Origin of the sequence: Bradyrhizobium septentrionale (assembly GCF_011516645.4) — a bacterium.
In the GTDB taxonomy this organism is placed as follows: domain Bacteria; phylum Pseudomonadota; class Alphaproteobacteria; order Rhizobiales; family Xanthobacteraceae; genus Bradyrhizobium; species Bradyrhizobium septentrionale.
In genome coordinates this window covers 7,561,513-7,585,684 of record NZ_CP088285.1, presented here as the reverse complement: position 1 = coordinate 7,585,684, position 24,172 = coordinate 7,561,513, and the positions used below count along the sequence as shown (strand labels likewise).

Sequence of the window (24,172 nt, the reverse complement as noted above, 5' to 3'; positions counted from 1 at the left end):
CGGCTTTGAGATGACGATGATTGCGAACTGGACTTGGCGGTCTGCCATGCTGCTCGGCGTGGTCGCGCTGGGGGCCGCAGGATTGTTCGGCGCAAGCCGGATGTTGGTCCCGCATGCCAAATCGACCGAGACGTCGAGCCAGGCGAGGGCCAAATTGCCGCGCTATGTGCCGACCGCCGCCGAATGGGCGACGTTGTCGATCGAGCCGGTATCGGACCATGTCTTCCGCGCCGAGCACATCACCGAGGGCAAGATCGCGGTCAACGAGGAGAGCTCGACCCCGGTGTTCTCGCCCTATGCCGGTCGCGTCACCAAGCTGCTGGTCAAGCCGAGCGATACGGTCGAGCGCGGCCAGGCCCTGTTCGTCGTCGAAGCCACCGACAGCGTCCAGGCGCTGAACGATTTCGTTGCGGCGCTCAGCACTCTCAACACGGCGCGTTCGAAGCTCAAGCTGGCCGAAATCGTGGAGAAGCGGGCCGGCGATCTCTATGCCGGCAAGGCCGTCCCGCTGAAGGACTGGCAGCAGGCGCAGGCCGATCTGACCGGCGCGCAGAACGACCTGCGTTCGGCCGAGACCGCGCTGGAAGCGACGCACAACCGGCTGCGCATCCTTGGCCGCTCCGAAGACCAGATCGCGACGTTCGAGCAGACCCGGCAGATCAGCGCCGACACGCCGATCTATTCGCCGATCGGCGGCACCGTCGTGCAGCGCAAGGTCGGTCCCGGCCAGTTCATCAGCACCGGTGCCAGCGATCCGGTGTTCGTGATCGGCGATCTCTCGACGGTCTGGCTGACTGCGTTCGTTCGCGAGAGCGAGGCAGCTGACGTCGCCGTCGGGCAGGAGATCACGTTCTCGGTCCTCGCGCTGCCCGGCAAACAGTTCAAGGCCAGGCTCGATTATGTCGCGGCGGCGATCGATCCCGCGACACGTCGGCTCCTGGTGCGCGCCACCCTCGACAACAAGGACGGCCAGCTCAAGCCCGAGATGTTCGCCAGCGTCACGATCTACAGCGGGGGCGGCCGCCCGTCGATCGGCGTACCCAGGCAGGCGTTGATCTATGAAGGCGAACACGTGCGCCTGTGGGTCGCGCGCGACGACAAGTCGATCGAGCTGCGCGAGATCGAGCCGGGCCTCGTCAACGGAAAGCTGGTCGAGGTCCGCAGCAACCTGAAGGCGGGCGAGCAGGTCGTGACCCGCGGCAGCCTGTTCATCGATCGGGCGGCCTCGGGCAGCTGATCCACTTATCCGTCCTTGCCAATGAAGATCTGATCGAATGGATCGCCTCGTAGCCTTCGCAGTCAGCCGCCGCTATCTGATGGTGGGCCTGTTTGCCGCCGTCCTGGTCGGCGGGCTGGTCGCGTTCCAGCAACTGAACATCGAGGCCTATCCCGATCCGACCCCGCCGATGGTCGATATCGTCACGCAAAGCCCCGGCCTGTCGGCCGAAGAGATCGAGCGCTACATCACGATCCCGCTGGAGACCCAGGTCGCGGGCCTCAGGAATCTGAAGGTGATCAGGACGATCTCGCTCTATGGCCTGTCGGACGTGAAGCTGCAGTTCTCGTTCGATTACACCTATGACCAGGCCCAGCAGCAGGTGCTGAACCGGTTGTCCCAGCTGGCGCCGCTGCTCAACAACGCCCAGCCGCAGATCTCGCCGCTCAGCCCGATCGGCGAGATCTATCGCTACCGTTTGGTCGGGCCGCCGAACTATTCGGTGCTCGATCTGAAGACATTGCAGGACTGGGTGCTGCAGCGTCGCTTTCGCACCGTGCCCGGCGTGATCGACGTGACCGGCTGGGGCGGCAAGACCAAGACCTACGAGCTCCAGGTCGACTTCAACAAGCTCGTCGCCGACGGCTTGACGCTGCCGCAGCTGCTGCAGGCCGTCAGCAATGCCAACGTCAATGTCGGCGGCAACACCGTCGACATCGGGCCGCAGTCCGCGGTGGTGCGCGGCGTCGGTCTGATCCGCTCGATCGACGGGCTCGCCAGCACCATGGTATCCGGCAGCGGCAGCACACCCGTCCTCGTCAGTGACGTCGCGACCGTCACGGTCGGCGAGCAGCCGCGGCTCGGCATCGCCGGCCAGGACCAGGCTGATGATATCGTCCAGGGCATCGTGCTGATGCGCCGTGGCGAACAGAGCTCGCCGACGATCTCCCGGGTCGAGCAGCTCGTAAGCCAGATCAACAATTCGTCGATTCTGCCGCCGGGCGTACGGATCGAGCGCATCTATGATCGCAAGGACCTGATCGAGACCACCACGCATACCGTGCTGGAGAACATGGTGGTCGGCATCGCGCTGATCGTGTTCCTGCAATGGGTGTTTCTCGGCGATCTGCGCAGCGCGTTCATCGTCGGCGCGACGATACCGTTCGCGCTGTTCTTCGCGGTCGGCATCCTGGTGCTGCGCGGCGAATCGGCCAATCTGCTGTCGGTCGGCGCGATCGACTTCGGCTTGATCGTCGACGCCACGGTCATCATGGTGGAGGCGATCTTCCGGCGGTTGTCGCACACGGTGCGGCTGTCCGCGCAGGAGCAGGCCACGATCTCCGCGAGCACGATCGCGGACATGAAGCATCATGCGATCCTGACCGCGTCCGCCGACGTGTCACGCTCGATCTTTTTCGCCGCAGCCATCATCATCGCGGCGTTCCTGCCGCTGTTCACGCTGAGCGGCGTCGAAGGCAACATCTTCGGTCCGATGGCGCGTACCTATGCCTATGCGCTGGCCGGCGGCCTGCTTGCGACCTTCACGGTGACGCCGGCGCTGAGCGCGATCATCCTGCCGGCGCATGTCGAGGAGACCGAAACCTTCGTGATGCGTTTGCTGCATCGGCTTTACATGCCGGTCCTGGCCCGCTCGCTGGCGCATCGCCGGGTGGTGCTGGTGGCAGGAGCCGGGCTGATCCTGATGACCGCGCTCGCGGTCCGGCTGCTCGGGCTCGAATTCCTGCCGAAGCTCGAGGAGGGCAATCTCTGGATCCGTGCGACCTTGCCGCCGACGATTTCGTTGCAGGAGGGCAATGCCTACGTCAACGAGATGCGCAAGCTGATCGCGCAGCGGCCGGAAGTCGAGTCCGTGGTCTCGCAGCATGGCCGCCCCGATGACGGCACCGACGCCGCGGGCTTCTTCAACGCCGAGTTCTTCGCGCCGCTGAAGCCGGCCAAGGAATGGCCGGAGCGTGAGGGCAAGGACGAATTGACCGCCAAGCTGCTCGCCGACCTGCAGGAGCGCTTTCCCGGCGTCGAGTTCAACTTCTCGCAATACCTCCAGGACAACGTCTCGGAGGCGGTGTCGGGCGTCAAGGGCGAGAACTCGATCAAGCTGTACGGCAACGATCTGCAGGCGTTGACCGATACCGCCAACAAGATCAAGTCGGTGCTGTCGACGGTGCAGGGCGTCACCGATCTTGCGGTGTTCACCTCGCTCGGCCAGCCCACCGTGCAGATCGACATCGATCGGGCGCGGGCGGCACGTTACGGGCTGTCGCCGGGCGACATCAACACCACGATCAGGACCGCGATCGGCGGCGATAGCGCCGGCGACCTCTACGAGCCCGGCAGCGACCGCCACTTTCCGATCATCGTCCGCCTGGCGCCGCAGTTCCGGCGCAGCGCCGAGGCGATCCAGAATCTGCGCATTGGCGCCCAGGGCCCGAACGGCATCACCCAGGTGCCGCTCAGCGAGGTCGCGACCGTCAAGCTGGTGTCGGGTGCGGCCTATATCTACCGCGAGCAGCAGGAGCGCTATCTGCCGATCAAGTTCTCGGTTCGCGAGCGCGATCTCGGCAGTGCGATCCAGGAGGCGCAGGACAAGGTCGCGGCGCAGGTCCAGTTGCCGCCGGGCTCGCATGTCGAATGGGTCGGCGAGTTCGGCAATCTGCAGGATGCGATCAAGCGCCTCTCCATCGTGGTGCCGATCAGCCTCGCGCTGATCGCGATGCTGATCTGGTTCAATTTCGGCTCGCTGATCGATACCGCGCTCACCATGAGCGTGATTCCGATGGCCGTGTTCGGCGGCATTCTCGGGCTGCTGCTGACCGGAATCCCGTTCAGCGTCTCAGCGGCGATCGGATTTATCGCGCTGTTCGGCATCTCGGTGATGGACGGCATCATCATTCTCTCGCAGTACAATCAGCTGATCGACGAGGGCATGGAGCGCGGCGCGGCGATCCTGCGCACCGGCGAGCTGCAGCTCCGTCCGGTGCTGATGACCTGTGTCGTCGCGGGAATCGGCTTGTTGCCGGCGGCGCTGTCGTCGGGAATCGGATCCCAGGTGCAAAAGCCGCTGGCGATCGTCGTGGTCGCCGGCATGTCGCTGGCGCCGCTCGTGATCCTGATCACCTTGCCGACACTGATCTCGATGTTCTCGCGGCGGACCCGGCCGGGCCTCGCGCCGACGCGCCAGCTTGCGCCGGCGGAATGATGGACCGGAACGATGCGTGACCGAGTGAGGCGTCAAGGCAGTTCGGGGCAGGGGTGCCGGTGGCCCCGCAGGGCGATCATCATGCTCGCCGTATTGGTGGTGCAGGCCGCGCCGTCGTCGGCCGAGACGCTGACCGAGGCGCTGGTGCAGGCCTACCAATCCAGCCTGCAGCTCAATGCGGAGCGCGCGCGTCAGCGCGGCACCGATGAGAACGTGCCGCAGGCGCTGGCCGGCTATCGGCCACAGATCATGGGCAGCCTCAGCGTCGGCCTGCAGGCTGTCCGCAATACGCTTCCGGACAATTCGATCCAGGGAGCCACCTTGCGGCCATGGACCATCGGCGTGACCGTGAGCCAGGTGCTGTTCAATGGCTTCAAGACCGGGAACAGCGTCAGGGTCGCCGAATTTCAGATGCTGTCCGGGCGCGAGGCGTTGCGCAACACCGGGCAGGGCGTGCTGCTCGACGCGGTCACCGCCTACATGAATGTGCTCGCCAACCAGGCGCTGCTCGAGGCGCAGCGCACTAATGTCGCGGTGCTGCGCGAGATCCAGGCCACGACCATCCGGCGGCTCAGCGCCGGCGACGTCACGCCGACCGATACCGCGCAAGCCGAAGCGCGGCTGAACCGCGGGCTGGCCGATCTGAACGCCGCCGACGTGACGCTGGCCATCAGCAAGGCGACCTATGCGCAGGTGATCGGCCGGCCGCCGTCCCAGCTCGCCGCGGCCCCCCCGGTCGACCGGCTGTCGCCGATCTCGATGGCGGCGGCGGTCGAGACCGCCAATCACGAACATCCCGCGGTGCTCGGCGCCGGTTACGATGTCGACGTCGCCCAGACCACGATCAAGGTGGCCGAGAGCGCGCTGCTGCCGACCGTGGCGGTCCAGGCGAGCGCCAGCCGGTCCCTGCAGTCGGATTCGACGCTCAGCACGTCTGCCACCGACCAGGCCTCGGTGCTCGGCCAGATCAACGTGCCGATCTATGACGGTGGCACGGCAGCATCGCAGACACGGCAGGCCAAGGAAGTCGCCTCGCAGAGCCGCATGGTGCTCGAGCAGGTGCGCAACCAGTCGCGCACCGCCGTGGTCAGCGCCTGGGTGTCCAATGAAGGCACCAAGGTGGCCCTGTCGGCTGCGGAGTCGGAGACGCATGCGGCCGACGTTGCGCTGCAAGGCGTCAAACGCGAAGCGCAGGGCGGCCAGCGCACGACCATCGATGTGCTCAATGCGCAGCAGGACCTGACTAACGCCCGCTCGCGTCAGATCCTGGCGCAGCGTGACCGGGTCATCGCGTCCTACACCCTGCTCAGCGCGGTCGGTCGGCTCGACGTCCATAACCTTGGGCTCAACACGCCCGACTACCTGCCCGAGGTTCACTACCACCAGGTTCGCGACGCCTGGCATGGCGTCCGCACCCCGTCGGGACAATAGGGATCAATCAGGAGATCGCGTCATGGATCAAGTCGCTGCTCTCAGGCTCTTCACCATCACGATGGCGCTGGCGGCGCTGCTGGTCGCTCCGGCTTTGTCGCAACAATTTCATTCCAAGCCGCCGGGATCGGGCTATCCTGTCGAGAACAAGCCCAAGGTTGACGAAAAGGCCTACAAGGCAGCGCTCGATCGCATCCCCGTTCCCGACAAGGCCTACGATCCCTGGGGCGGTGCGCACGCGGCGGAGGCGCCGCGCAGCGGCAAGAAGCCGAACTGAGCCGTGATGTCGCAAGGGAGCCCGGCCGATCATGAGCGAACATGTCATCGTCAACGACGAGGAGATGGTGCGCATCATCACGATGCGGCGCCCGGAGAAGAAGAACACGCTGACCCAGGACATGTATCTGGCGATGAGCGATGCGATCGAGACCGCGCAGCGCGACCCGGCGATCCGTTGCCTGATCCTGACCGGGCGGTCCGGTGTGTTCACAGCCGGCAACGATATCGGCGACTATCTGCAGGCCGCGACCGCGACGCAAGAGATCGCCCGGCCGCGCAACTCGGTGATCTTCCTGCAGTCGCTCGTCCACAACGCCAAGCCGATCATCGCCGCCGTTGACGGCATTGCGATCGGCATCGGCACGACGATGGTGTTCCATTGCGACTATGTCGTCGCCAGCACCACGGCGACCTTCTCGTCGCCGTTCATCCAGTATGGCCTGGTCCCGGAAGGCGCGACCAGCCTTCTCGTTCCCAGCATGGTTGGGCACCAGCGTGCGTTCGCAATGCTGCTGCTCGGACGCGCGATGAGCGCGGCCGACGGCCGCGAGGCGGGATTCGTCAACCAGATCGTTCCGCCCGGACATGCGGTCGTCGAGGCGAAGAAGGTCGCGCGCGAAATCTGCGCTTTGCCGGCGGAAGCGGTCGCGATGTCGCGGAAGCTGCTCAAGCTGCCGACCGAGGATCTGGTCCGCCGGATCGGTGAGGAGGATCGCAAGTTCGGCGAACGCATGCGCTCACCGGAGGCGATCGCGGCCTTCCAGCGGTTCTTCACGCGAAAGAAGAGCTGAGCCGCTCCTCGCCGGCGGCGCGAACGCGGTCATCGCTTTGCCCGCTCGTGATCCGCGTTGCACCGCAGCGCGCCGGCAACATCGATTGCTCTTTTCTTGATCGACACGGCCGACTGTCCAAATTGTCGGCATCTGATGATTATTGTTGCGATCGGTCCGGATTGAGATCAGCATCGCCTCATTGCCAACAAGACGCCGAGCAGAGGCGCCGATCGGAAACGCCTGCGCCTGTTCGGTTGAATTCGAACCCATGGAGGGTGCGATGCTGAAATCTCTTGCCACCCTGATCGGCGCTCTTGCCATTTCGGCGCTGCTTGCTCCAGCCGCCTGGGCCGGCGCCTCCGCGAGCGCGCCATCGAAGTACACCCGGGTCACGCAGCCGGCAGCGAGCACGCATTTCGTTCGCCAGGCGAAGCAGATCAATACCCCGGACACTGACGTCTCGGCATCGGCAAGGACTGCACCGTTCCACCGCTGAAGCCAGACACCGAGATCGTCAGTGGTGCGGGCAGGCGATCTCCGCCGTGGGTGGAAGCGGCGGGACCGATACTCAGGTGGTTCAATTCAAAGCCCCGCGGCGAGATCGTATTGATTACGCCCATAAAAAGGTAGCCGATAGCGGCGGCCAGATCGCCCCGTTGATCCCGTTGCACAACGACAACGGGCGCAGGAAGAGGCCGCGGCCGCCGGCGGGGCGAGGAATTAAGCAAGATCGCCTCAGCAATCTCATGAAACGAAATGAAAGAATCGCGCGTGCTATGACTTGAGGGTCATCGGGGGACGCTCCCCCGACAACATAGGAACTGGCTCCGGCTTCTTGCTGGGGCCATTTTTTATCCGAACCCGAGCCAGCTCAACAAGTTCGAAATTGTGCGTGCTGTTGTCAACGCGCGTCTTCTCCCGCTTCAGCTTCAAGCGATCGACGCGCTCATCCATCAGTCGATTCAATTCCCTATCCCGTTGCGTGCCCGTTCTGTAGAGGGCGCCATGCAGGCCATAGGCGACCAGGATCAGGACGAGCGAGATGGCCAATAGATAGGTCCAGTCCATACGGGGTCTCCCTTGACGCCTCCAATCATGACAGCAAATGCGATGGCGTCTGCCAGTCGGAGCTTCGTGTCTTGGAGCTATGCAGGTCGACTAGAAACGAGATCGCTGGTCTCTAGAAAAAATTGTGCGGCCAAGCGATCTCGAAGATGCGGAGAATGCGTAAGCCCAGGTGCTCTCCAACGTGAATAGCGCCGCATCGAGCGAAGCGAACCGGCTGATCATAATAAAATCCGTCTATGCGTTCAAATGATCAGTGCTCGCGCGGTCAGTTGCGAAGCGCGCCCGGAGGAAGAAGTGGCAGCTGTTTCTGGGAGTAAGCTGCAATCATTCTCGGGAAAAACAGGAAATAGATGCAGCTCGGAGGTCACCGAAAGTGTGTCGCGTTCGCAACGTCACAACAGATCCAATTGTGGATAGACCTCTCCCTACTTCACGGCGTTGCGAATTCATCGTCTAATCATGACGGACCTTCGGCGGCGATTTTATTTCCAAGATGTTTATTTTAGATAGGGTCCAGGAGGCCGCTGTCAGCGGCCAGCGGCCTCTTCATTTCTATTTTGATTGCAATGAAATTGTCCGACGCCAAGCGGCGTCAAATTCATGCTGTATAGTCATGGAGACAAAAATGATTGAAGGACTCAAACCTTACGTAGCATTCGGAGTCGATCCTGCTGGTGTCGCACGCGCAACGTATGAACTTCGTTGCAGTGACGACGAAGAGGCGAAGCGTCGGGCTAACGAATATTTGGACTCGCACGAATTCATCGAGTTGTGGATCGACTACAAGAGGATCGCTCGTCTGAAGCGCGGGTAAGCTCAAGGTGTGCCGGCCGAGTTGTTTCCGACCAAGATCGCATCGGCTCGAAAAGTTGAAGTATATCGGCGAGCCGAAACTTCGTGCCCTTCGGCAAATGCTGTAGGAGCAGATGCCGGGTATTGGCCGCGATCCCGTCGCGCTTGATCGGATCGGGCTCGGCGTGGAAGGCTCACATATCGGCAGCGAACCGCCTGGCGACTTCCGGCGGGATCTCGATCGGCTTTCGCTTGGTGGACATACAATCCAAAGATGGAATGGCAGACCGCCCCCACGATTGGGCGGGACCGTCGCTCTGTGGGCTGGAGCGGCGATCCCTCATCGCGCGATATGCATGGTCGGGGTGTGTGGGGTTGGGTCGGCCAATCCGCACGATTAGGTAGGTCGCAAATCGACAAAAGCCCGCGGCAATTGCCATTCCGAACTAGCGAGCGGATAGGGGGAAGGCCCGGGCCCTGGCGCAAAGGTGGTAGCGCGCCGCAGCAATCGCGGTTCATGGTGGATGGAAATCAGGGAAGAGGCGCAATGTAACGTCGTGGGCGGAGGTTGGCCGCTACAGCCTCCGAAGCCGCGTCATTCCCAGCTCAATCCCCTTCGAGCTGGGGCACGCCGGACGGGGAGGATGATCTTATGAAGGCAGCACTCTTGGGATTATTGCTCGTTGGCCAGCCGCCCGTGCAAATTTCAGACAGTGTTCCCAACTTCGATATCAAGGCGCTTTGCGCGGACGTTTCCGCTGACGATAAAGCGTCGGGACTTCCCCAGGATGCGAGTAAGTGCGTGAGTGACGAGACCGATGCGCGGCAACAGCTAGACTCGATCTGGCGAACGGTCCCGGCAGGACCGCGTGAAAGTTGCGAACTCTTGGCGGGGGCAGGGCAAGTACAAAGCTATGTCGAACTCCTCATTTGCCTGAAAATGAATGACTGGGACTCCCCATCGGCGGTGCCCCCGCAAGGGCGCAAGCAGGATTCAAAAAACGCCAGGTAATTAAAGGTTTCCGGGCCCCATCCGCAAAGTGCCCAAGCGCCTCGAGGAGTCTTTACGTGCAAGTCATACGAAATGGATTTCTATCGCTTCTGGCCTTAGGAGCGTTGACCCTGGAAGGTCATACGGAAACTCCGGTCGCAGCATTGGAGTGCGATTTTCCGCTCGCTTCAACTGACGATTGGAGCATGGCCGCGTCGACCCTCCAATACTACATCGATACAGCAGGAGGTTGGAGAGTGAACCAAGATTCCTTCTCCTTCGATGGCCCGATAAAAATTACTATCGGTGGAAAGGATCAAGCAGCCTCGCTTTCGATCACTATTTCCCGACAATCAGGCAAAGCTACCAAAACCCTGTCGTCGGAAGGGAAATCACTTACAGTCAGCGGGCAATGCAAAAAAATGGAATCCTCCGGACGTAAATTCTAAGCGTACCCGTCAGAATCACAACTTCCAACCCGCGCTGAATGGCATCGAGTGGCCAATCCTGTCATGCCAGTTGGGGACGATGTTCGCAGTCCCGCATTACACTGCACACCAAATAAGGGAATCGTGAGCGTGGTCCGCTGGCGGCAAGTACTGGATGCGCAGGCGCCATTGTTAAAGAAGCTTGGCGTTGAAGTGTTGAACGCTTCGCCTGTAAGCCCTCTGAACGCCTACCCCAAGTTTGAATTTGCGGCTGCTGTGGAGCGCGCGGAGGCACCTCGCGTATCGGCCTGAGAAATTAAGTGATAGAACTACAACGATTGATCCGGGCGAAGAACGTTGCACCGAAGACGGCCGCCCAGAGCGGCAAGCGTTCCGCTACGGCAGGCACATGCCGTTGATGCCACCGGTTGTCCGCGTCTAATTATCGCCATGCTAGCTTGTTTTTTTTGCCATACTCACTCATTAACCAACGGGCGTAGCAGCCGGGGGGGACCTACCATTAAACCCGCCTGCTTTGAAATTTCCTCGCGGTTCGAGGCCACAGTCATTGGAATCTGTTCGCGACTCAAGGTTGCGAGCATGCAATTTGTCGCACGTCTCTGATGCGCGGCATTGGAATTCCTCGTCCTTACTTGGTCTGTAATGGAGAACCAGAGTGGCGCTGACCGATGTCATCTATCAAAATACGCCAGGCAACAGCGATGGGTTTCCGCTTGGCGTCCCCTCAAGCTACTCTTGGTACGGTGGCAGCACCGGCCATACAGGCAGCACCCCGCCCTCCAATTTCACCTCCGTCACAGGGTGGGGACAGGTTTATCCCAAATCCGGAGCGACCAACGATTCCAATCCGGCCAACGTTCAGATCGCGAACTTCCAGACGTGGGTGCATCTGAAAGGTGGCGGCTGGGTCCTCGTACAAGATCAGGCGACTGACCCCATCGCCGGAGCTCAGTTTCTCGCCGATTTTTCCGGCAACACGAACTCTGCCTGGAGCGTGACAAGGCAGGCGGATGGCAGCGCGATGGGCGCTGCGCCGCTCAGTGGATACAACGACCATTTCTGGCCGGGCTCGCGCGGGAGCTACACTGCCGGAACGATCGATGGTGTCTACGTCCAAGCCGACATGAGGACCACTGATCCGAATGAGCATCTCGTTGCCGATCTGGGAGCTGATTGGTGGCTAAACCCTACTGCCTCATACGTCGATGGGTTCTCCAACAATCCCGGTGCCGGGATGAGCGATTGGGTTGAACTGACGACGAGTTACCAGACCCTTTACTTCACCTCGATGACGTCTGCGCAGTTGCAGGCCGATCTGCCGCCTCCGCTGAAGGGCACTTCTGCCCCCACGACTCCGACGCAACCGACCACGCCCACATCCCCCACGACGCCAACCACCCCGAACGTCGCACCGTCGGTCACGCAAACCTCCGATTCACCGGGGACCGGAACGGACCCGGGGACGAGTGTTACAACGACCGCCGCCCCCTACGATAGCGGCATCCTGAACGCCATGGGGCTGCCGATGACCAGCCACTCCCTGACTTCCCCGGAGGTCACCAGTGGACTGACATCGCCGTCTGCCCAGTTGCAGCAGAGCAGCCCGCTGGCGACCACCGCGCCGCAGACGAGCGCTTGGTGGGATCAAGGAGGCTCGCCCAGTGCGCAGCAAGCAAATCAGAGCTTCGCGCTGCTCAACCAATATCTGGCCGGTAGCTCCGGTCTGGTCGGCGGCGGTCAGATCGTGGCAGCCATGGCGGGCGCTACCTGGACACAGAGTTCGTTCCTGACCAAGCCTCAATAAAGCACAGCCATCTGTCTCCCACATAGGTCCTGAGCTGGCTCGCCATTTCATTGCCGGCTTTGGCCGTCTTCGCCGGTGGCGGAAGGGGTGGGATTCGAACCCACGGTACCCTTGCGGGCACGCCGGTTTTCAAGACCGGTGCCTTAAACCGCTCGGCCACCCTTCCAAACCTTGAAATCGTTAGGCTTTTTGTCTGCGTCGGCAGCACAGATCTAGAACTGTGCTACCAGCTTGCTACCCAACGGTCGTCGCTTTCTATGCAGCAAGCGCTCAAACGTCAACGCGCTGTACCCGAGCGCGTTCGGGGGTGGACTAGGTGGTGTGGACACTTATCGCATCCATAAGACGATGGCTGCGAGGGTGACGACGGCGCGATAATTTCGGGCGGTCTTTTCGAAGCGGGTTGCGACGCGTCGGAACTGCTTGAGCTTTGAGAAGCAGCATTCGACGAGATGACGCTGGGCATAGAGATGCTTGTCGAGCGGATATTTGAGCGCGCGTGACGGGTTGTTGGGGATGACTGCGAGCGCGCCTTTGGCGGCGATGGCTTGGCGCAAGTGATCGGCGTCATAGGCCGTATCGGCCATGACGACCTCGGCGGATAAGCCTTCGATCAATGCGGCGGCTTGCGGTGCATCGCCCTTCTGACCTGCGGTAAGCGTGAACCGCACCGGACATCCCAAGCCTCGAACGGCCATATGTATCTTGGTGCTCAGACCGCCGCGCGAGCGGCCGATCGCTTGATCTTCCGCTTGATCTTCAGACCCCCCTTTTTGGCGCCGGCGGCGTGCTGATGCGCCCGAACGATGGTGGAATCGACGATCAGATATTCGAAGTCCGGATCATCGGACATCGCCTCGAAGATCCGACACCAAACACCCTTGATGCTCCATCGACTGAAGCGCCGGAACACGCTGTTCCAATCGCCAAACACCTCCGGGAGATCGCGCCAGGGAGACCCCGTGCGCACGATCCACAGCACACCTTCCACGAACATCCGGTTGTCGCGCCCGGTGGAGCCCTTCTGATCGGGGCGCCCTATGATCAGCGGCGCTATCCGCTCCCACGCCGCGTCGCTCAATACCAAACGGTCCATCACACCCAAGGCTGCCTCCCCAAAAGCAGCCTTGAATCTGATTTGCTCCTAAAAGGGAATCCTTAGAGTCCACACCACCTAGTCCTTCTTTGGGCGCTTCAGGTCCAGCCGCTCGATGCGCTCATCGATCAGTCGGTTCAGCTTCTCATCCTTCCGCGTATCCCTCCGGTAGAGGCTACCATGCAGGCCAAAGGCAACGAGGGTCAGGACAACAGCAAGGACCAGGAGATAGTAGGACCGGTCCATGTCGGGCAGCTTCTCTGCACGTTCCAATCAGGAGAGAGTAGGCGAACCTGCGGTGAATTTTCACGGTTTTCCGATGTCGAGCTCAAGATAGCTTTGATGAAGGCTGACCGGCGTTTTCATGCCGTCAAACAGCACGCGAACAGCGAATTTACTTGCCTTGCCCGCGCCAACGACCGATCCGGCCGTATAGAGGGCTCTCTTCATTCGACTAGCGCCGAGTTCGCTCAGGTGGACCCGATCGCCGATCTGAAAAATTGGCTGTTCGGTTGGCAAATGATTGAAGCCGCGCAATTGAAAAACCTCGATCCGTAATGCCCTCTCCATCTTGTTTGGTGAGGTGGGCGGGACCGTCGCTCCGTGGCCCGGAGCGGCGATCCCTTATCGCGCGATGGTCGGGGTGTGGTGTGGATGTCGGCCAATCCGCACGACTAGGGATACAGTAAATCTGCAAATGCGCGTGGCAATTGCCATTCTGAACTAGCCCCAACCAGCGGCGCGATAGTCTGGCCCGTGGCGCAAAGGTGGTAGCGCGCTGCAGCAACAGCGAATCCTGATGGATGAAATTAGAAAGAGTCGTAACGTCATGGTCGGAGGTTGGCCGCTACAGCCTCCGATGTCGCCATTAGCCCCAGCTCACCCCCTGAGCTGGGCGCGCCGTACCACTGCTTCTCAAATTTTCTCCTCGAATATTCGGATCGTTATCCAGGCTCGTTGGGATCGGTGATCGCAATTGGGAACTATCCGCCCCCAGAATGATTAACCGAGTTAATCTTGGAGACTCGAGAATGTCGGATGAAGACATCGCTCTGCAGGCCGTAAGCGCCGCCCAGGAAATTCTTGAAGAGTATCTCGAACCTCGGCCGCGCACCAATGAACGGCTGATCCTTGACCGACTGGTTGAGGTACTTGAACAGCCCAGTCTTATCGTTGCAGTAAATCGGATGCACCGCGGCTATCGCGGAGCGTAGAGTCTGTGAGTGAGTTGGACTGCGCGAGCGCCAGCCAATCTCTGGCCAACGCAAGCCATGCGATGCGATCGTCGGCATGGCGCGCTTCCGAAGCGCGCCTTTCACAATGCGCTGCCAACTCACGCAAACGAGCCAGATCGTCGCGTAGAACGGGGCCAGCGTAGCGCGGCGTCATGGTACGCGCTCTGGATTGGATCGGGATCCCTGCGCAATGAGGGATTCCGTCAGCGTCTGCTTGACGTATTCGGCCTGCTCCTTCGTTAGCTTCTCGGCGAACGGGCCATTTTTTTTGAGCTGCGCCGGCCCCTTGAGTTCCCGATCATAAACCATCCAGTCAGCGCTTCCTCGCCGAACGAGGAACCTGGCTTGTTGATGTGCTGTGTAATGCAACGATACCTCCCAAAATGGCGGTCCGCCGGTCCTAAGAATACACACCAGGTGACCGCTTATTCCCGAACCGGGACACTGAAATTCCCGGCAGCCAATCAGTTGCACAGTTCATGCCACTCCAATGCGGTTAGCTTGACCACCTCGGTCGAGGAAAGCCCGGCTTGACCGACGTCTTGCGCAAGAAACAGCCCCGACGCGCCAGCCGTCGTAGATTGCGGCCCGCGTCACGGAGTCGCGGTTCACTCGCACGGTCTCCGGCAAGGAAGGTTCGATCATTCGTTGGGTAGACGCGTCGCCCAAAATGCGCGCCGGGTCAGGTCGGTGCCGCGCACTATCGCGGTAGGGTGTTCGGGAACTGAGCGACCTGTCAAATAACCCGCAGGCGAAGATCAGCCAGCGCGGTATTCATGCTTCAGAGGGAAACATGAGGGGCCGACGACACCCATCTTCAATGGGTGTGGATGGCGTCGTAGACGTGGGCGCTAAAGATAGCCGCGCTCAAAAGCAGCAGCCCGATGACTGTGGCTTCGATCATGACACTTCCCCTTATCTTTTGCCGACGGTTTACCGACCAAATGTTTCAGGCCGGTTTCGCGGGCCGGTCAAAATGGTTTCACGGGGAGACCTGATGTCTGGGATTAGGCTGGGTTCCTGCGGACTACTGCGCGTCGTTGGAAATGCCCAAGTGCAGCCGAAATTGCCGGCATGCTGGCAACCGCCATTCTGCCGGCGACACCGAACCCGGGCTGCGGCTCATTGCGACATGCACGCATCGGCGTTGACCGCGAGCGCCCAGCTTGGCCATCATGATGCTCATGAAGCGAGTCCTCTTCCTTTGCACCGGCAACTACTATCGCAGTCGATACGCCGAGGAGCTGTTCAATCACCTTGCAAGTGGCGAACGCCTGGCGTAGCGCGCATTCTCCAGAGGCGCGGCCGAACTCGGATCACCCGACAATGTCGGGCCGATGTCAGGCTTTGCTGACGAGCGTCTCCGCGCAACGGGCATCATACCGGAGGGCGCGGCACGCTATCCGCAGCCATGTTCATTGGATGACTTTGGCGATGCGGATCTGGTGATCGCGCTCAAGGAGACGGAGCATCGTCCGCTCATTGAGCGCCGGTTCCCCGAGGCTGCCGGCAGGGTGACCTATTGGCATGTCGACGATATCGATTTTGCGCTTCCCTCGGTCGCGCTAGCCATGATCGATGATCGGGTCCGCGAGCTGGTTTCAGCCCTCAGGTAATCGGTTTGCGTTTCAGGAAGATCGCCAGCGCATACTCCGCGGGGGCCGCCAGCATACCGCTGAGACGTTCGAGCTCGTCGATGGCGACGATCACAAGGCGGCCTTCGGTGACGGTCAGCTTGTCGACGGGCACGTCCCGCACGAGAAACACCTCGCCGCGAAGGTTGCCGTCTGGCGTTGCATAATCCGGTCCGGAATAACGGCCGATGAGCTCAAAACGCTCGGGCGGCAGGTAATAGCCGATCTCCTCGTGGACTTCGCGCACCACGCATTCCAGGAAGGTCTCTGTGCCTTCCCGGCGTCCGCCGAAAAGGCTGATCTTTCCCGGATCGGAAATGTGGGGAAGGTCGTCGCGCCGCTGCATCAGAAGGCGACCATCCGTGCTGATGAGGAGGGCGGATGTTCCTTCTCGTACTCCTCCGCCGGCGGCGTCCCATGGGTTAGCCGAAAGCGAAGGCCAGCAGGCTCGAGCACAGCAGCACAAGGCTTGCTGCGGTCAGGGTCAGAAACCCGTCGGAGACCAAATCGTGATTACGCATGATACACCTGCCTTGATGTGATGCTCATCCGAATTGATTAAAGCTTTCCGAACATTCGCTCCAGGAAAGGGTGACGCGTCTTTCCGCAGTCCAACGGGCCGTCAGGCCCGGTACCGATAGCCTTCCACGGCATGCGCCAAGAAGATCGCCGCACTCACCAGGCCCATCACCGCTGTAACCGTCTCGATCATCGCAAACTTCCTTTGCGCCCCACGCCCGGGAGAAAACGATTGCAGCCTTGCACAGTCAAAAAGATTCAATTGTTGGAATCGAAGATGCCCCCCAACTGATGATTTGCTGCAACAGTGTGTCTGATCGTGGGACAGGCGAGGGCGCTTTGGACGGCGCAGGCTCCGTAGAACAACTGAGGAGGTGCAACAGGCAATTTACCAAGGTGCAATAGCCTTGCGGCTCACCGCATTTCCGCCGTGTTCCGGTTGCGATATCGTCAAGCGCTGGTGCGGAGGTGGGCCGCATCGTGACGAAAACGATCCCGACGCCTCGGAGTAGGCGCGGGTCCGGCAGAATGGTACTTGGGGCAGATGGGGACTAGACGGCCAGATTCGATGATCCGGACGGCGCGCGGCGCCGTTGCGGTGGCGACGTGCCTCGTCCTCGCCAATTGCGCCTCCTCGAACCAGTTCGCGAGCCGCGTCGATCCCAAATACGGCGTGTCGTCGAGCCCGCGCGTCGTCGCGCTCGGCGATCCCGTGCCGAAGGGCGGCGGCACCTACCGCATCGGCAAGCCCTACGTCGTCGCCGGCCGCACCTATGTGCCGGAGGAGAACGAGAACTACCGCGCCGAGGGCATGGCGTCCTGGTATGGCGACGATTTCCATGGCCGCCTGACCGCCAATGGCGAGGTGTTCGACATGGGCTCGCTCACAGCCGCCCATCCGACCTTGCCGATGCCGAGCTACGCGCGCGTCACCAATCTGAGCAACGGCAAGTCGCTCGTCGTTCGCGTCAATGACCGCGGGCCGTACCACGGCAACCGCCTCATAGACGTCTCGAACAAGGCCGCCGAACTGCTTGAATTCAAAGGCAATGGCGTCGCCCGTGTTCGCGTCGAATATGTCGGCCGGGCGCCGCTTGAAGGGTCCGACGACCGCCAGCTGATGGCGACCTTGCGGACCGGTACGCCGGCGCCGTCACCGTCCATGGTGCGGGTCGCCTCGGCACGGCCGTTCGTGCCGGAAATGACCTCCTCGGCAGGCCGTATCCGCGGCGATGTCCCGGTGCCAGAGGGGCGGCCGTACAGCCTCGGCAACACCCAGGCCGACTATGCCTCGGTGAACGCCACCTCCGAAATGTCGGCCTCGAGCCGGTCGCACCGCCGCGCCCTGAACAATCCGCGCGAGGTCTCCTACGAGGGTGACGCGCGCTATGCCGCGACCCCAAGCCCGGCGGCAGCCTATGTGCCGATCGACGCGCGCGGACCGGCCGAAGTGCTGAGCGGGCGCGGGCTCTACTGAATCAAGCTTTTGTGAATCAAGCTCTTGGCCTGATTATTTCAGAAACGCGATCAGCGCCGAATTGACCTCGTCAGGGCACTCCTGCTGGATCCAGTGGCCGGCGCCCTCGATGATCAGCTTCTGCCGCAGGTTCGGCAGCACGCGCTCCATGTCGGCAACCCGCTTGGCGCCGATCAGCCCGGTAATCACCGAATCATTCGAGCCAGCGATGAACAGCGACGGCTGATGGATCTGCGCATCCTGCCAAGGCGCGGTCAGCTCCCAATTGCGGTCGAGATTGCGGTACCAGTTGAGGCCGCCGCGGAAGCCGAACTGCCGGTAGCCCTCGGCGAATTCGGCGATGTCGGCCTCGGTCAGCCAGGCCGGCAGCGGCATTCCCGTCGGCAGCTTGCCGAGAAAGCCCTTGACCTCATCGACGAACATCGAGCTCGGGTCGGAGACACCGCGCCCCAACACCAGTCGCATGGTGTGGGCGATGTCGCGCTCGAACTCGGCTTCCGCTACGCCGGGCGGCTGGAAATACTGCCAGTAGAAATTGGTGACGCCGCTCTCGCGCAGGGTCTCGAGCGGACGACCACGCCCACGGAACGGCGGCGGCACGCTGAGGCCGGCGACCTTGGTGAAGATATCCGGCCGGAACAGAGCGGCGTGCCAGGCCACCGGCGCACCCCAGTCGTGGCCGACGATCATCGCCTGCTTCTCACCGAGCGCGGCCACCAGCGCGACCATGTCGCCGACGGTATCGAAGATCGTGTAGGCGCCAATGTCAGCCGGTGCGCTGGTGCGGCCGAAGCCGCGCATGTCAGGAGCTGCGACCCGAAAGCCGGCCGAGGCGAGGGCTGCGATCTGGTGCCGCCATGAGTAGGACAGTTCCGGCCAGCCATGGCAGAGCACGACCAGCGGGCCTTGCCCGGCCTCGCGCACGAACATGTCGATGCCGTTGGCGGAGATGGTGCGGGAGGGTGACATCGCGTTTCCGCCTTGTTTGCCGGTTCTGGTGTCGTGAGCTGGTTTCAAGGATATGGGTGTTCGGTACAGGCGGCAATCCAACCGGCGGTGCACAAGCGCAGAAACCTCAGTTGTTTGCGATACTTCCACCTGTTAGAACGCAGCCTTTCAGGACATCGCCGATGGCAGCCCCAACCGCAGTTCCCAGCACGTTCCTAGCTCGCGCCGGGCGCGGCTGGCGTGGCCTGGTCGCGGCTCTGGTTGCGCTGGCTATCGGCTGCGGCGGGGTGGTCTACGCCGCCAACAACAGTGTCCAGGGCGCCAAGAAGGACGAGGGCGGGTTCGACGGCGATGCGCCGACCGCGATCCTGGTCGAGGCCTCGTCGGGCAGCGTGCTGTTCGAGAAGAACGCCGACGAGCTGCGCGCGCCCTCCAGCATGATGAAGCTGATGACGGCCGAGGTGGTGTTCGACGCCATCAAGAAAGGCGACATCAAGCTCACGGACGAGTATCGGATCAGCGAAAATGCCTGGCGGCGGGGCGGCGCGCCGTCCGGGACCTCGACGATGTTCGCCGCCATCAACAGCAAGGTCTCGGTCGACGACCTCCTGCACGGCGCGATCATTCCGAGCGGCAACGACGCCTGCATCGCGCTCGCCGAAGGCATTGCCGGCAACGAGCATACATTCGCAACCGACTTCATGACCAAGCGTGCCCGCGAGCTCGGCATGACCAAGTCGACCTTCGGCAATTCCAACGGGCTGCCCGATCCCACCAACAAGATGACGGTGCGGGAACTCGCGGTGCTGGCGCGGCACATCATCCTGACCTATCCGGACAGGTACAAGCTGTTCGGCGAGAAGGAATTCACCTGGAACAAGATCCGCCAGCAAAACCGCAATCCGCTACTCAACGCGTTGCCCGGCGCTGACGGGTTGAAGACCGGATACACCAAGGAAGGCGGCTACGGCATGGTCGGCTCGGCCGTGCAGAACGACACAAGGCTGATCGTCGTGGTCAATGGTCTTGAGGATTCGGAAGACCGCGCGACCGAAGCCAAGAAGATGCTGGAATGGGGGTTCCGCAGCTTCGAGACCCGGGTCCTGATCGCAGCCAACCAGCCGGTCGGCTATGCCAGGGTGTTCGGCGGCGAGAGCCGCTCGGTCAAGCTCGTCAGCCCCGATCCGATCAAGGTGATGGTGTCGAAGAACGGCAACGACAAGCTGCTGGCGCGCGTCATCTATAGCGGGCCGGTCAAGGCGCCAATCACGGCCGGCCAGAAGATCGGCGTCGTCCGGGTCTGGCGCGGTGGCAATGTCGCGATGGAGACTCCGGTGTTCGCGGCGGAGGCCGTCGGCACCGGATCGACGATGCGCCGTGCGCTCGACGGCGCCCAGGAGCTCGTCATCGGCATGTTCCGCGCCGGCGTCGAGAAGCTCTGACATGACGGAAGCAGCAGCCGAACGGCCGAGCTTGCGCGGTCGCTTCATCACCTTTGAGGGCGGCGAAGGGTCGGGCAAATCCACCCAGATCCGCAAGCTCGCCGAACGGCTCGATGCCGCCAAGCTGCGCGCGATCGTGACCCGCGAACCCGGCGGCTCGCCGGGGGCGGAGATCATCCGTCATCTCGTCCTGTCCGGGATGGGCAAGCTGCTCGGGCCGGACGCCGAGACGCTGCTGTTTGCCGCCGCCCGCGACGACCATGTCCGCACCGTGATCCTGCCGGCGCTCAATCAGGGCATCTGGGTATTGTGCGATCGCTTCTTCGATTCCACGCGCGCCTATCAGGGCCAACTCGGGCAGGTGCTGCCCGGCCTCGTCAATGCCATGCAGCGCGTCACCATCGGCGATCTCAAGCCTGACCTGACCTTCATCCTCGACGTGCCGGTCGAGGTCGGGCTGCAACGCGCCGCCGCGCGCCGCGGCGATGCCACGGCCGATCGCTTCGAGGCCGAGGGCATCAAGTTCCATCAGGATTTGCGCGAAGCGTACCAAAGGATCGCGGCCGAAGACCCGCAGCGCTGCGTTTTGATCGATGCCACGGCCGACCCTGATACGGTCGCGGCCACGATATGGGCCACGCTGCGCGAACATTTGCGCGCGACGTTCGCGGCGGACAGTCCCGCATGAGCGCGCGCAAGGTCGAACAGGAGATCGCGGCCCGGCATCCGCGCGAAACACCCGATCTGTTCGGGCATCGCGAGGCCGAGACTGCCTTGCTCGATGCCTATCGCAGCGGACGAATTCCGCATGCCTGGCTGATCGGCGGCGCCCAAGGCATCGGCAAGGCGACGCTGGCCTACCGCATGGCGCGGTTTGTGCTCGCGTTCCGCAATCCGAAGTCATCCCAGGTTCAGGCAGCGCCGACGCTGCGGGTCGATCCATCAGATCCGGTGGCGCGCCAGATCACGGCCGGCGCACATGGCGGGCTGCTGGTGCTCGAGCGCGGCCTCAATGACCGCGGCGTGATGCGAACCGTGATCACCGTCGACGAGACGCGGGAGACAATCTCGTTCTTCGGCTCGACGGCCGCAGTCGATGGCTGGCGTGTCTGCATCGTCGACACCGTCGACGAGCTCAATCCCAACGCTGCGAACGCGCTGCTGAAGATCCTCGAGGAGCCGCCGCAGCAGTCGCTGTTCCTCCTGGTCAGCCACGCGCCGTCCCGGGTGCTGCCGACCATTCTGTCCCGCTGCCGCAAATTGCTGCTGCGGCCGCTGGAGACGAGCGACGTGGTGCGCGCGGCCTCGGCCGCAACGGACATGGCAGCCGACGATCCTGCGCTGGCCGAAGCAGCGGCGGCCTCCGAGGGCAGCGTCGGGCGGGCGCTGGCGCTGCTCGGCGGCGACGCGCTCAAGCTGCAGCAGCGCACGGCCGCGCTGCTCGCAACGCTGCCGAGCGTCGATCCGCGCGAGCTGCATGCGCTGGGTGACGCGCTCGGCACCAGCGACCGCGTCGCGCTCGCCGCTTTCATCGACGGCATCGATCGCTGGATGAGCGAGCGCATGCGCAGTGGCGACGCCAATGCCAATCTACCGCGCCTTGCACGGCTGGCGGAGGTATGGGAAAAGGTCGTCCGCGCCGCACGCGATACCGAAGCCTACAATCTGGAGCGCAAGCCGCTGGTTTTCTCGGTGTTTTCGATGCTCGCGGAAGCGACCCGATAGGCGCCCCGTCTGAAGACACACCTGTCTGACAACACACTCGTCTGAAAACACATCTGTCCGACAACACTCCCGACAATCTCGTTTCGATCTGCAAAGGATTCCGTGGTGGCGACCGCTAAGAAGAAATCGTCGAAGAAAGCCAAGAAGACGAAGAAGGCATCGCCGGTTCGTGGGTCGAAGAAGAAGGCCGCAGCGAAGTCGCGCGTCGCCAAGAAGGGTGGGCGCGTCACCAAGAAGGTGAAGAAGGCGGTCAAGGCCAAGACGGGAGCCAAGAAGTCGGCGACGAAGAAGGCCGCTAAAAAGACCGTCAAGAAAGCCGCGAAAAAGACAACCAAGAAGGCTGCCGCGCAGGCCACCAAGGCTCCGCCGAAAAAGGCAGCCGCAGCGGCCTTGGCACCGGCTGCAAATAAGCCAGCTCCTCCGAAGCCCCCGGCTGCCGAGAAGGCCCCGAAAGCGGCAACGGTTCGCGCGCCGAAGCAACCCAAACCGGCTGCGGCTCCGGCGTCTGCATCCGTCTCGGCGTCCGCCGCGGACCGCGGCAACGCGTTCTACATCACGACCGCGATCGCCTATCCGAATGGCCAGCCGCATATCGGCCATGCCTATGAGGCGATCGCGACCGATGCGCTGGCACGCTTCCAGCGGCTCGACGGCAAGGATGTGTTCTTCCTGACCGGCACCGACGAGCACGGGCAGAAAATGATCCAGACCGCGCAGGGCGAGGGGATGACCCCGTTCGATCTCGCGACCCGCAACGCCGCGCGCTTCAAGGAGATGGACGAGCGGCTCAATGTCTCGTTCGACCGTTTCATCCGCACCTCTGAACCTGCTCACCACAAATCGGTGCAGGAAATCTGGCGCCGCATGCAGGACAATGGCGACATCTATATCGACGCCTATGCCGGCTGGTATTCGGTGCGCGACGAGGCCTACTACGCCGAGGATGAGACCTCGGTCGGTGAGGACAATGTTCGCCGCGGCCCGCAGGGCACGCCGGTCGAATGGGTCGAGGAGAAGAGCTATTTCTTCAAGCTGTCGGCCTACCAGGACAAGCTCTTGCACCTTTATGAGAGCCACCCCGATTTCATCGGCCCGGATTCCCGCCGCAACGAGGTGATGAGCTTCGTGCGGGGCGGGCTGAAGGACCTCTCGATCTCGCGCACCACGTTCGACTGGGGCGTCAAGGTCCCCGAGGATCCTGAGCATGTGATGTATGTCTGGGTCGACGCGCTGACAAACTACATCACCGGCGTCGGCTATCCCGACGAGAGCGATGAGCGCTGGCGCTACTGGCCGGCCGACGTTCACATCATCGGCAAGGACATCATCCGCTTCCACGCGGTGTACTGGCCGGCCTTCCTGATGTCGGCCGGCATCCCCTTGCAGAAGCGGGTCTATGCGCACGGCTTCCTGTTCAACAGGGGCGAGAAAATGTCGAAGTCGGTCGGCAACGTGGTCGATCCCTTCAATCTGGCGAACCAGTATGGCGTCGACCAGGTGCGCTACTTCTTCCTGCGCGAGGTGCCGTTCGGCCAGGACGGCAACTACAACCACGAGGCCATCGTCGCGCGCATCAATGCCGACCTCGCCAATGATTTCGGCAATCTGGCGCAGCGTTCGCTGTCGATGATCGCCAAACAACTTGACGGCGTGCTGCCGGAGCCCGGCGAGTTCAGCGAGAACGACAAGGCGATGCTGGCGCAAGCCGACGCCATGCTGGAGACGTCGCGGACCGCGATGGCGACGCAGCAGATCCATCAATGGCTCAACACGGTCTGGGCCGTGGTCGCCGAGGCCAACCGCTATTTTGCCGGCGAGGCGCCGTGGGCGCTGGCGAAGACCGATCCTGCGCGCCAAAAAACGGTGCTGTATGTCACCGCCGAAGTCGTGCGGCAGATCGCGATCATGGCGCAGGCCGTGATGCCCGAATCCTGTGCCAAGATGCTCGATAGCCTCGGCGTCGCCGCGGATGCGCGCAACTTTGCGGCGATTGCCGAGCGGATCAGGCCGGGGACGGCTCTGCCGGCGCCGGTCGGCGTGTTCCCGCGCTACGTAGAACCGAAGACCGAGTGAGCG

23 protein-coding genes, 1 tRNA gene and 1 pseudogene are annotated in these 24,172 nt (G+C 62.4%); 18 read left to right on the top strand and 7 right to left on the bottom strand.

The window, feature by feature from the left end:
• Positions 1-10 precede the first annotated feature (10 nt).
• The 6 genes from HAP48_RS37930 (at position 11) to HAP48_RS37905 (ending at position 7,412) form a co-directional block, all read left to right on the top strand.
• The gene (locus tag HAP48_RS37930) at positions 11-1,237 is read left to right on the top strand and encodes an efflux RND transporter periplasmic adaptor subunit (RefSeq protein WP_166204977.1); all 1,227 of its coding nucleotides are present in this window, start codon (positions 11-13) and stop codon (positions 1,235-1,237) included.
• Between the two features lie 37 nt (positions 1,238-1,274).
• The gene (locus HAP48_RS37925; protein ID WP_166204976.1) at positions 1,275-4,433 is read left to right on the top strand and encodes an efflux RND transporter permease subunit; all 3,159 of its coding nucleotides are present in this window, start codon (positions 1,275-1,277) and stop codon (positions 4,431-4,433) included.
• A gap of 81 nt (positions 4,434-4,514) precedes the next feature.
• Positions 4,515-5,864, top strand: coding sequence for a TolC family outer membrane protein (locus tag HAP48_RS37920; protein WP_224496770.1), 1,350 nt, complete (start codon positions 4,515-4,517; stop codon positions 5,862-5,864).
• Positions 5,865-5,886: 22 nt separating this feature from the next.
• Positions 5,887-6,141 carry a hypothetical protein gene (locus tag HAP48_RS37915; RefSeq protein ID WP_166204972.1) on the top strand — a complete coding sequence of 85 codons (255 nt, stop codon included), beginning with the start codon at positions 5,887-5,889 and terminating at the stop codon, positions 6,139-6,141.
• Positions 6,142-6,172: 31 nt separating this feature from the next.
• A complete protein-coding gene (locus tag HAP48_RS37910) occupies positions 6,173-6,934 on the top strand; it encodes an enoyl-CoA hydratase-related protein (protein WP_166204970.1) in 762 nt (253 codons plus the stop codon).
• A gap of 262 nt (positions 6,935-7,196) precedes the next feature.
• Complete coding sequence (locus HAP48_RS37905; protein WP_166204968.1) at positions 7,197-7,412, top strand: hypothetical protein; 216 nt, start codon at positions 7,197-7,199, stop codon at positions 7,410-7,412.
• 278 nt (positions 7,413-7,690) lie between these two features.
• Here HAP48_RS37905 and HAP48_RS37900 read toward each other — a convergent pair whose 3' ends face one another.
• Positions 7,691-7,984 (bottom strand): hypothetical protein, encoded by a 294-nt coding sequence (locus HAP48_RS37900; protein WP_166204966.1) that lies wholly within the window; start codon positions 7,982-7,984, stop codon positions 7,691-7,693.
• Between the two features lie 625 nt (positions 7,985-8,609).
• Between HAP48_RS37900 and HAP48_RS37895 the strand changes: the two genes are divergently transcribed.
• The 4 genes from HAP48_RS37895 (at position 8,610) to HAP48_RS37880 (ending at position 12,020) form a co-directional block, all read left to right on the top strand.
• A complete protein-coding gene (locus HAP48_RS37895; RefSeq protein WP_166204964.1) occupies positions 8,610-8,798 on the top strand; it encodes a hypothetical protein in 189 nt (62 codons plus the stop codon).
• A 630-nt stretch (positions 8,799-9,428) separates the two neighbouring features.
• Positions 9,429-9,788 (top strand): hypothetical protein, encoded by a 360-nt coding sequence (locus HAP48_RS37890; RefSeq protein WP_166204962.1) that lies wholly within the window; start codon positions 9,429-9,431, stop codon positions 9,786-9,788.
• A 56-nt stretch (positions 9,789-9,844) separates the two neighbouring features.
• Positions 9,845-10,216, top strand: a complete 372-nt coding sequence (locus HAP48_RS37885) for a hypothetical protein (RefSeq protein WP_166204960.1) — start codon at positions 9,845-9,847, stop codon at positions 10,214-10,216.
• A 655-nt stretch (positions 10,217-10,871) separates the two neighbouring features.
• Entirely contained in the window at positions 10,872-12,020 is a 1,149-nt protein-coding gene (locus tag HAP48_RS37880) for a hypothetical protein (protein WP_166204958.1), read from the top strand.
• A 76-nt stretch (positions 12,021-12,096) separates the two neighbouring features.
• Here HAP48_RS37880 and HAP48_RS37875 read toward each other — a convergent pair.
• The 3 genes and pseudogenes from HAP48_RS37875 to HAP48_RS37865 form a co-directional block, all read right to left on the bottom strand.
• Positions 12,097-12,186, bottom strand: a tRNA-Ser gene (locus HAP48_RS37875).
• Positions 12,187-12,349: 163 nt separating this feature from the next.
• Positions 12,350-13,116: pseudogene (locus HAP48_RS37870) on the bottom strand (IS5 family transposase).
• 78 nt (positions 13,117-13,194) lie between these two features.
• Positions 13,195-13,362, bottom strand: a complete 168-nt coding sequence (locus HAP48_RS37865) for a hypothetical protein (protein ID WP_166204956.1) — start codon at positions 13,360-13,362, stop codon at positions 13,195-13,197.
• A gap of 96 nt (positions 13,363-13,458) precedes the next feature.
• Between HAP48_RS37865 and HAP48_RS37860 the strand changes: the two genes are divergently transcribed.
• Together HAP48_RS37860 and HAP48_RS37855 are read left to right on the top strand one after the other, a co-directional pair.
• Complete coding sequence (locus HAP48_RS37860) at positions 13,459-13,674, top strand: hypothetical protein (protein WP_166204954.1); 216 nt, start codon at positions 13,459-13,461, stop codon at positions 13,672-13,674.
• A gap of 473 nt (positions 13,675-14,147) precedes the next feature.
• Positions 14,148-14,330, top strand: a complete 183-nt coding sequence (locus HAP48_RS37855) for a hypothetical protein (RefSeq protein WP_166204952.1) — start codon at positions 14,148-14,150, stop codon at positions 14,328-14,330.
• 171 nt (positions 14,331-14,501) lie between these two features.
• On the opposite strand, the gene HAP48_RS37850 is transcribed toward HAP48_RS37855, so the two are convergent.
• Complete coding sequence (locus tag HAP48_RS37850; RefSeq protein WP_234622343.1) at positions 14,502-14,660, bottom strand: hypothetical protein; 159 nt, start codon at positions 14,658-14,660, stop codon at positions 14,502-14,504.
• A 1,028-nt stretch (positions 14,661-15,688) separates the two neighbouring features.
• Here HAP48_RS37850 and HAP48_RS37845 point away from each other — a divergent pair.
• A complete protein-coding gene (locus HAP48_RS37845) occupies positions 15,689-15,967 on the top strand; it encodes a low molecular weight phosphatase family protein (protein WP_224496768.1) in 279 nt (92 codons plus the stop codon).
• On the opposite strand, the gene HAP48_RS37840 is transcribed toward HAP48_RS37845, so the two are convergent.
• Positions 15,960-16,451 (bottom strand): NUDIX domain-containing protein, encoded by a 492-nt coding sequence (locus HAP48_RS37840; protein ID WP_210292735.1) that lies wholly within the window; start codon positions 16,449-16,451, stop codon positions 15,960-15,962. The genes HAP48_RS37845 and HAP48_RS37840 overlap by 8 nt on opposite strands.
• A gap of 597 nt (positions 16,452-17,048) precedes the next feature.
• On the opposite strand from HAP48_RS37840, the gene HAP48_RS37835 reads away from it, so the two are divergent.
• A complete protein-coding gene (locus HAP48_RS37835; protein WP_166204948.1) occupies positions 17,049-17,981 on the top strand; it encodes a septal ring lytic transglycosylase RlpA family protein in 933 nt (310 codons plus the stop codon).
• Between the two features lie 33 nt (positions 17,982-18,014).
• Here HAP48_RS37835 and HAP48_RS37830 read toward each other — a convergent pair whose 3' ends face one another.
• Positions 18,015-18,950, bottom strand: coding sequence for an alpha/beta fold hydrolase (locus tag HAP48_RS37830; RefSeq protein ID WP_166204946.1), 936 nt, complete (start codon positions 18,948-18,950; stop codon positions 18,015-18,017).
• Positions 18,951-19,111: 161 nt separating this feature from the next.
• On the opposite strand from HAP48_RS37830, the gene HAP48_RS37825 reads away from it, so the two are divergent.
• The 4 genes from HAP48_RS37825 to metG all read left to right on the top strand — a co-directional run bounded on the left by HAP48_RS37825 (position 19,112) and on the right by metG (position 24,169).
• The gene (locus HAP48_RS37825; RefSeq protein ID WP_210292734.1) at positions 19,112-20,371 is read left to right on the top strand and encodes a D-alanyl-D-alanine carboxypeptidase family protein; all 1,260 of its coding nucleotides are present in this window, start codon (positions 19,112-19,114) and stop codon (positions 20,369-20,371) included.
• 1 nt (position 20,372) lies between these two features.
• Complete coding sequence (gene tmk, locus HAP48_RS37820) at positions 20,373-21,059, top strand: dTMP kinase (RefSeq protein ID WP_166204944.1); 687 nt, start codon at positions 20,373-20,375, stop codon at positions 21,057-21,059.
• Positions 21,056-22,096 carry a DNA polymerase III subunit delta' gene (locus HAP48_RS37815; RefSeq protein ID WP_166204942.1) on the top strand — a complete coding sequence of 347 codons (1,041 nt, stop codon included), beginning with the start codon at positions 21,056-21,058 and terminating at the stop codon, positions 22,094-22,096. The genes tmk and HAP48_RS37815 overlap by 4 nt, the downstream gene beginning before the upstream one ends.
• 105 nt (positions 22,097-22,201) lie before the next feature.
• Positions 22,202-24,169, top strand: a complete 1,968-nt coding sequence (gene metG, locus HAP48_RS37810) for a methionine--tRNA ligase (protein ID WP_166204941.1) — start codon at positions 22,202-22,204, stop codon at positions 24,167-24,169.
• Positions 24,170-24,172: the final 3 nt, after the last annotated feature.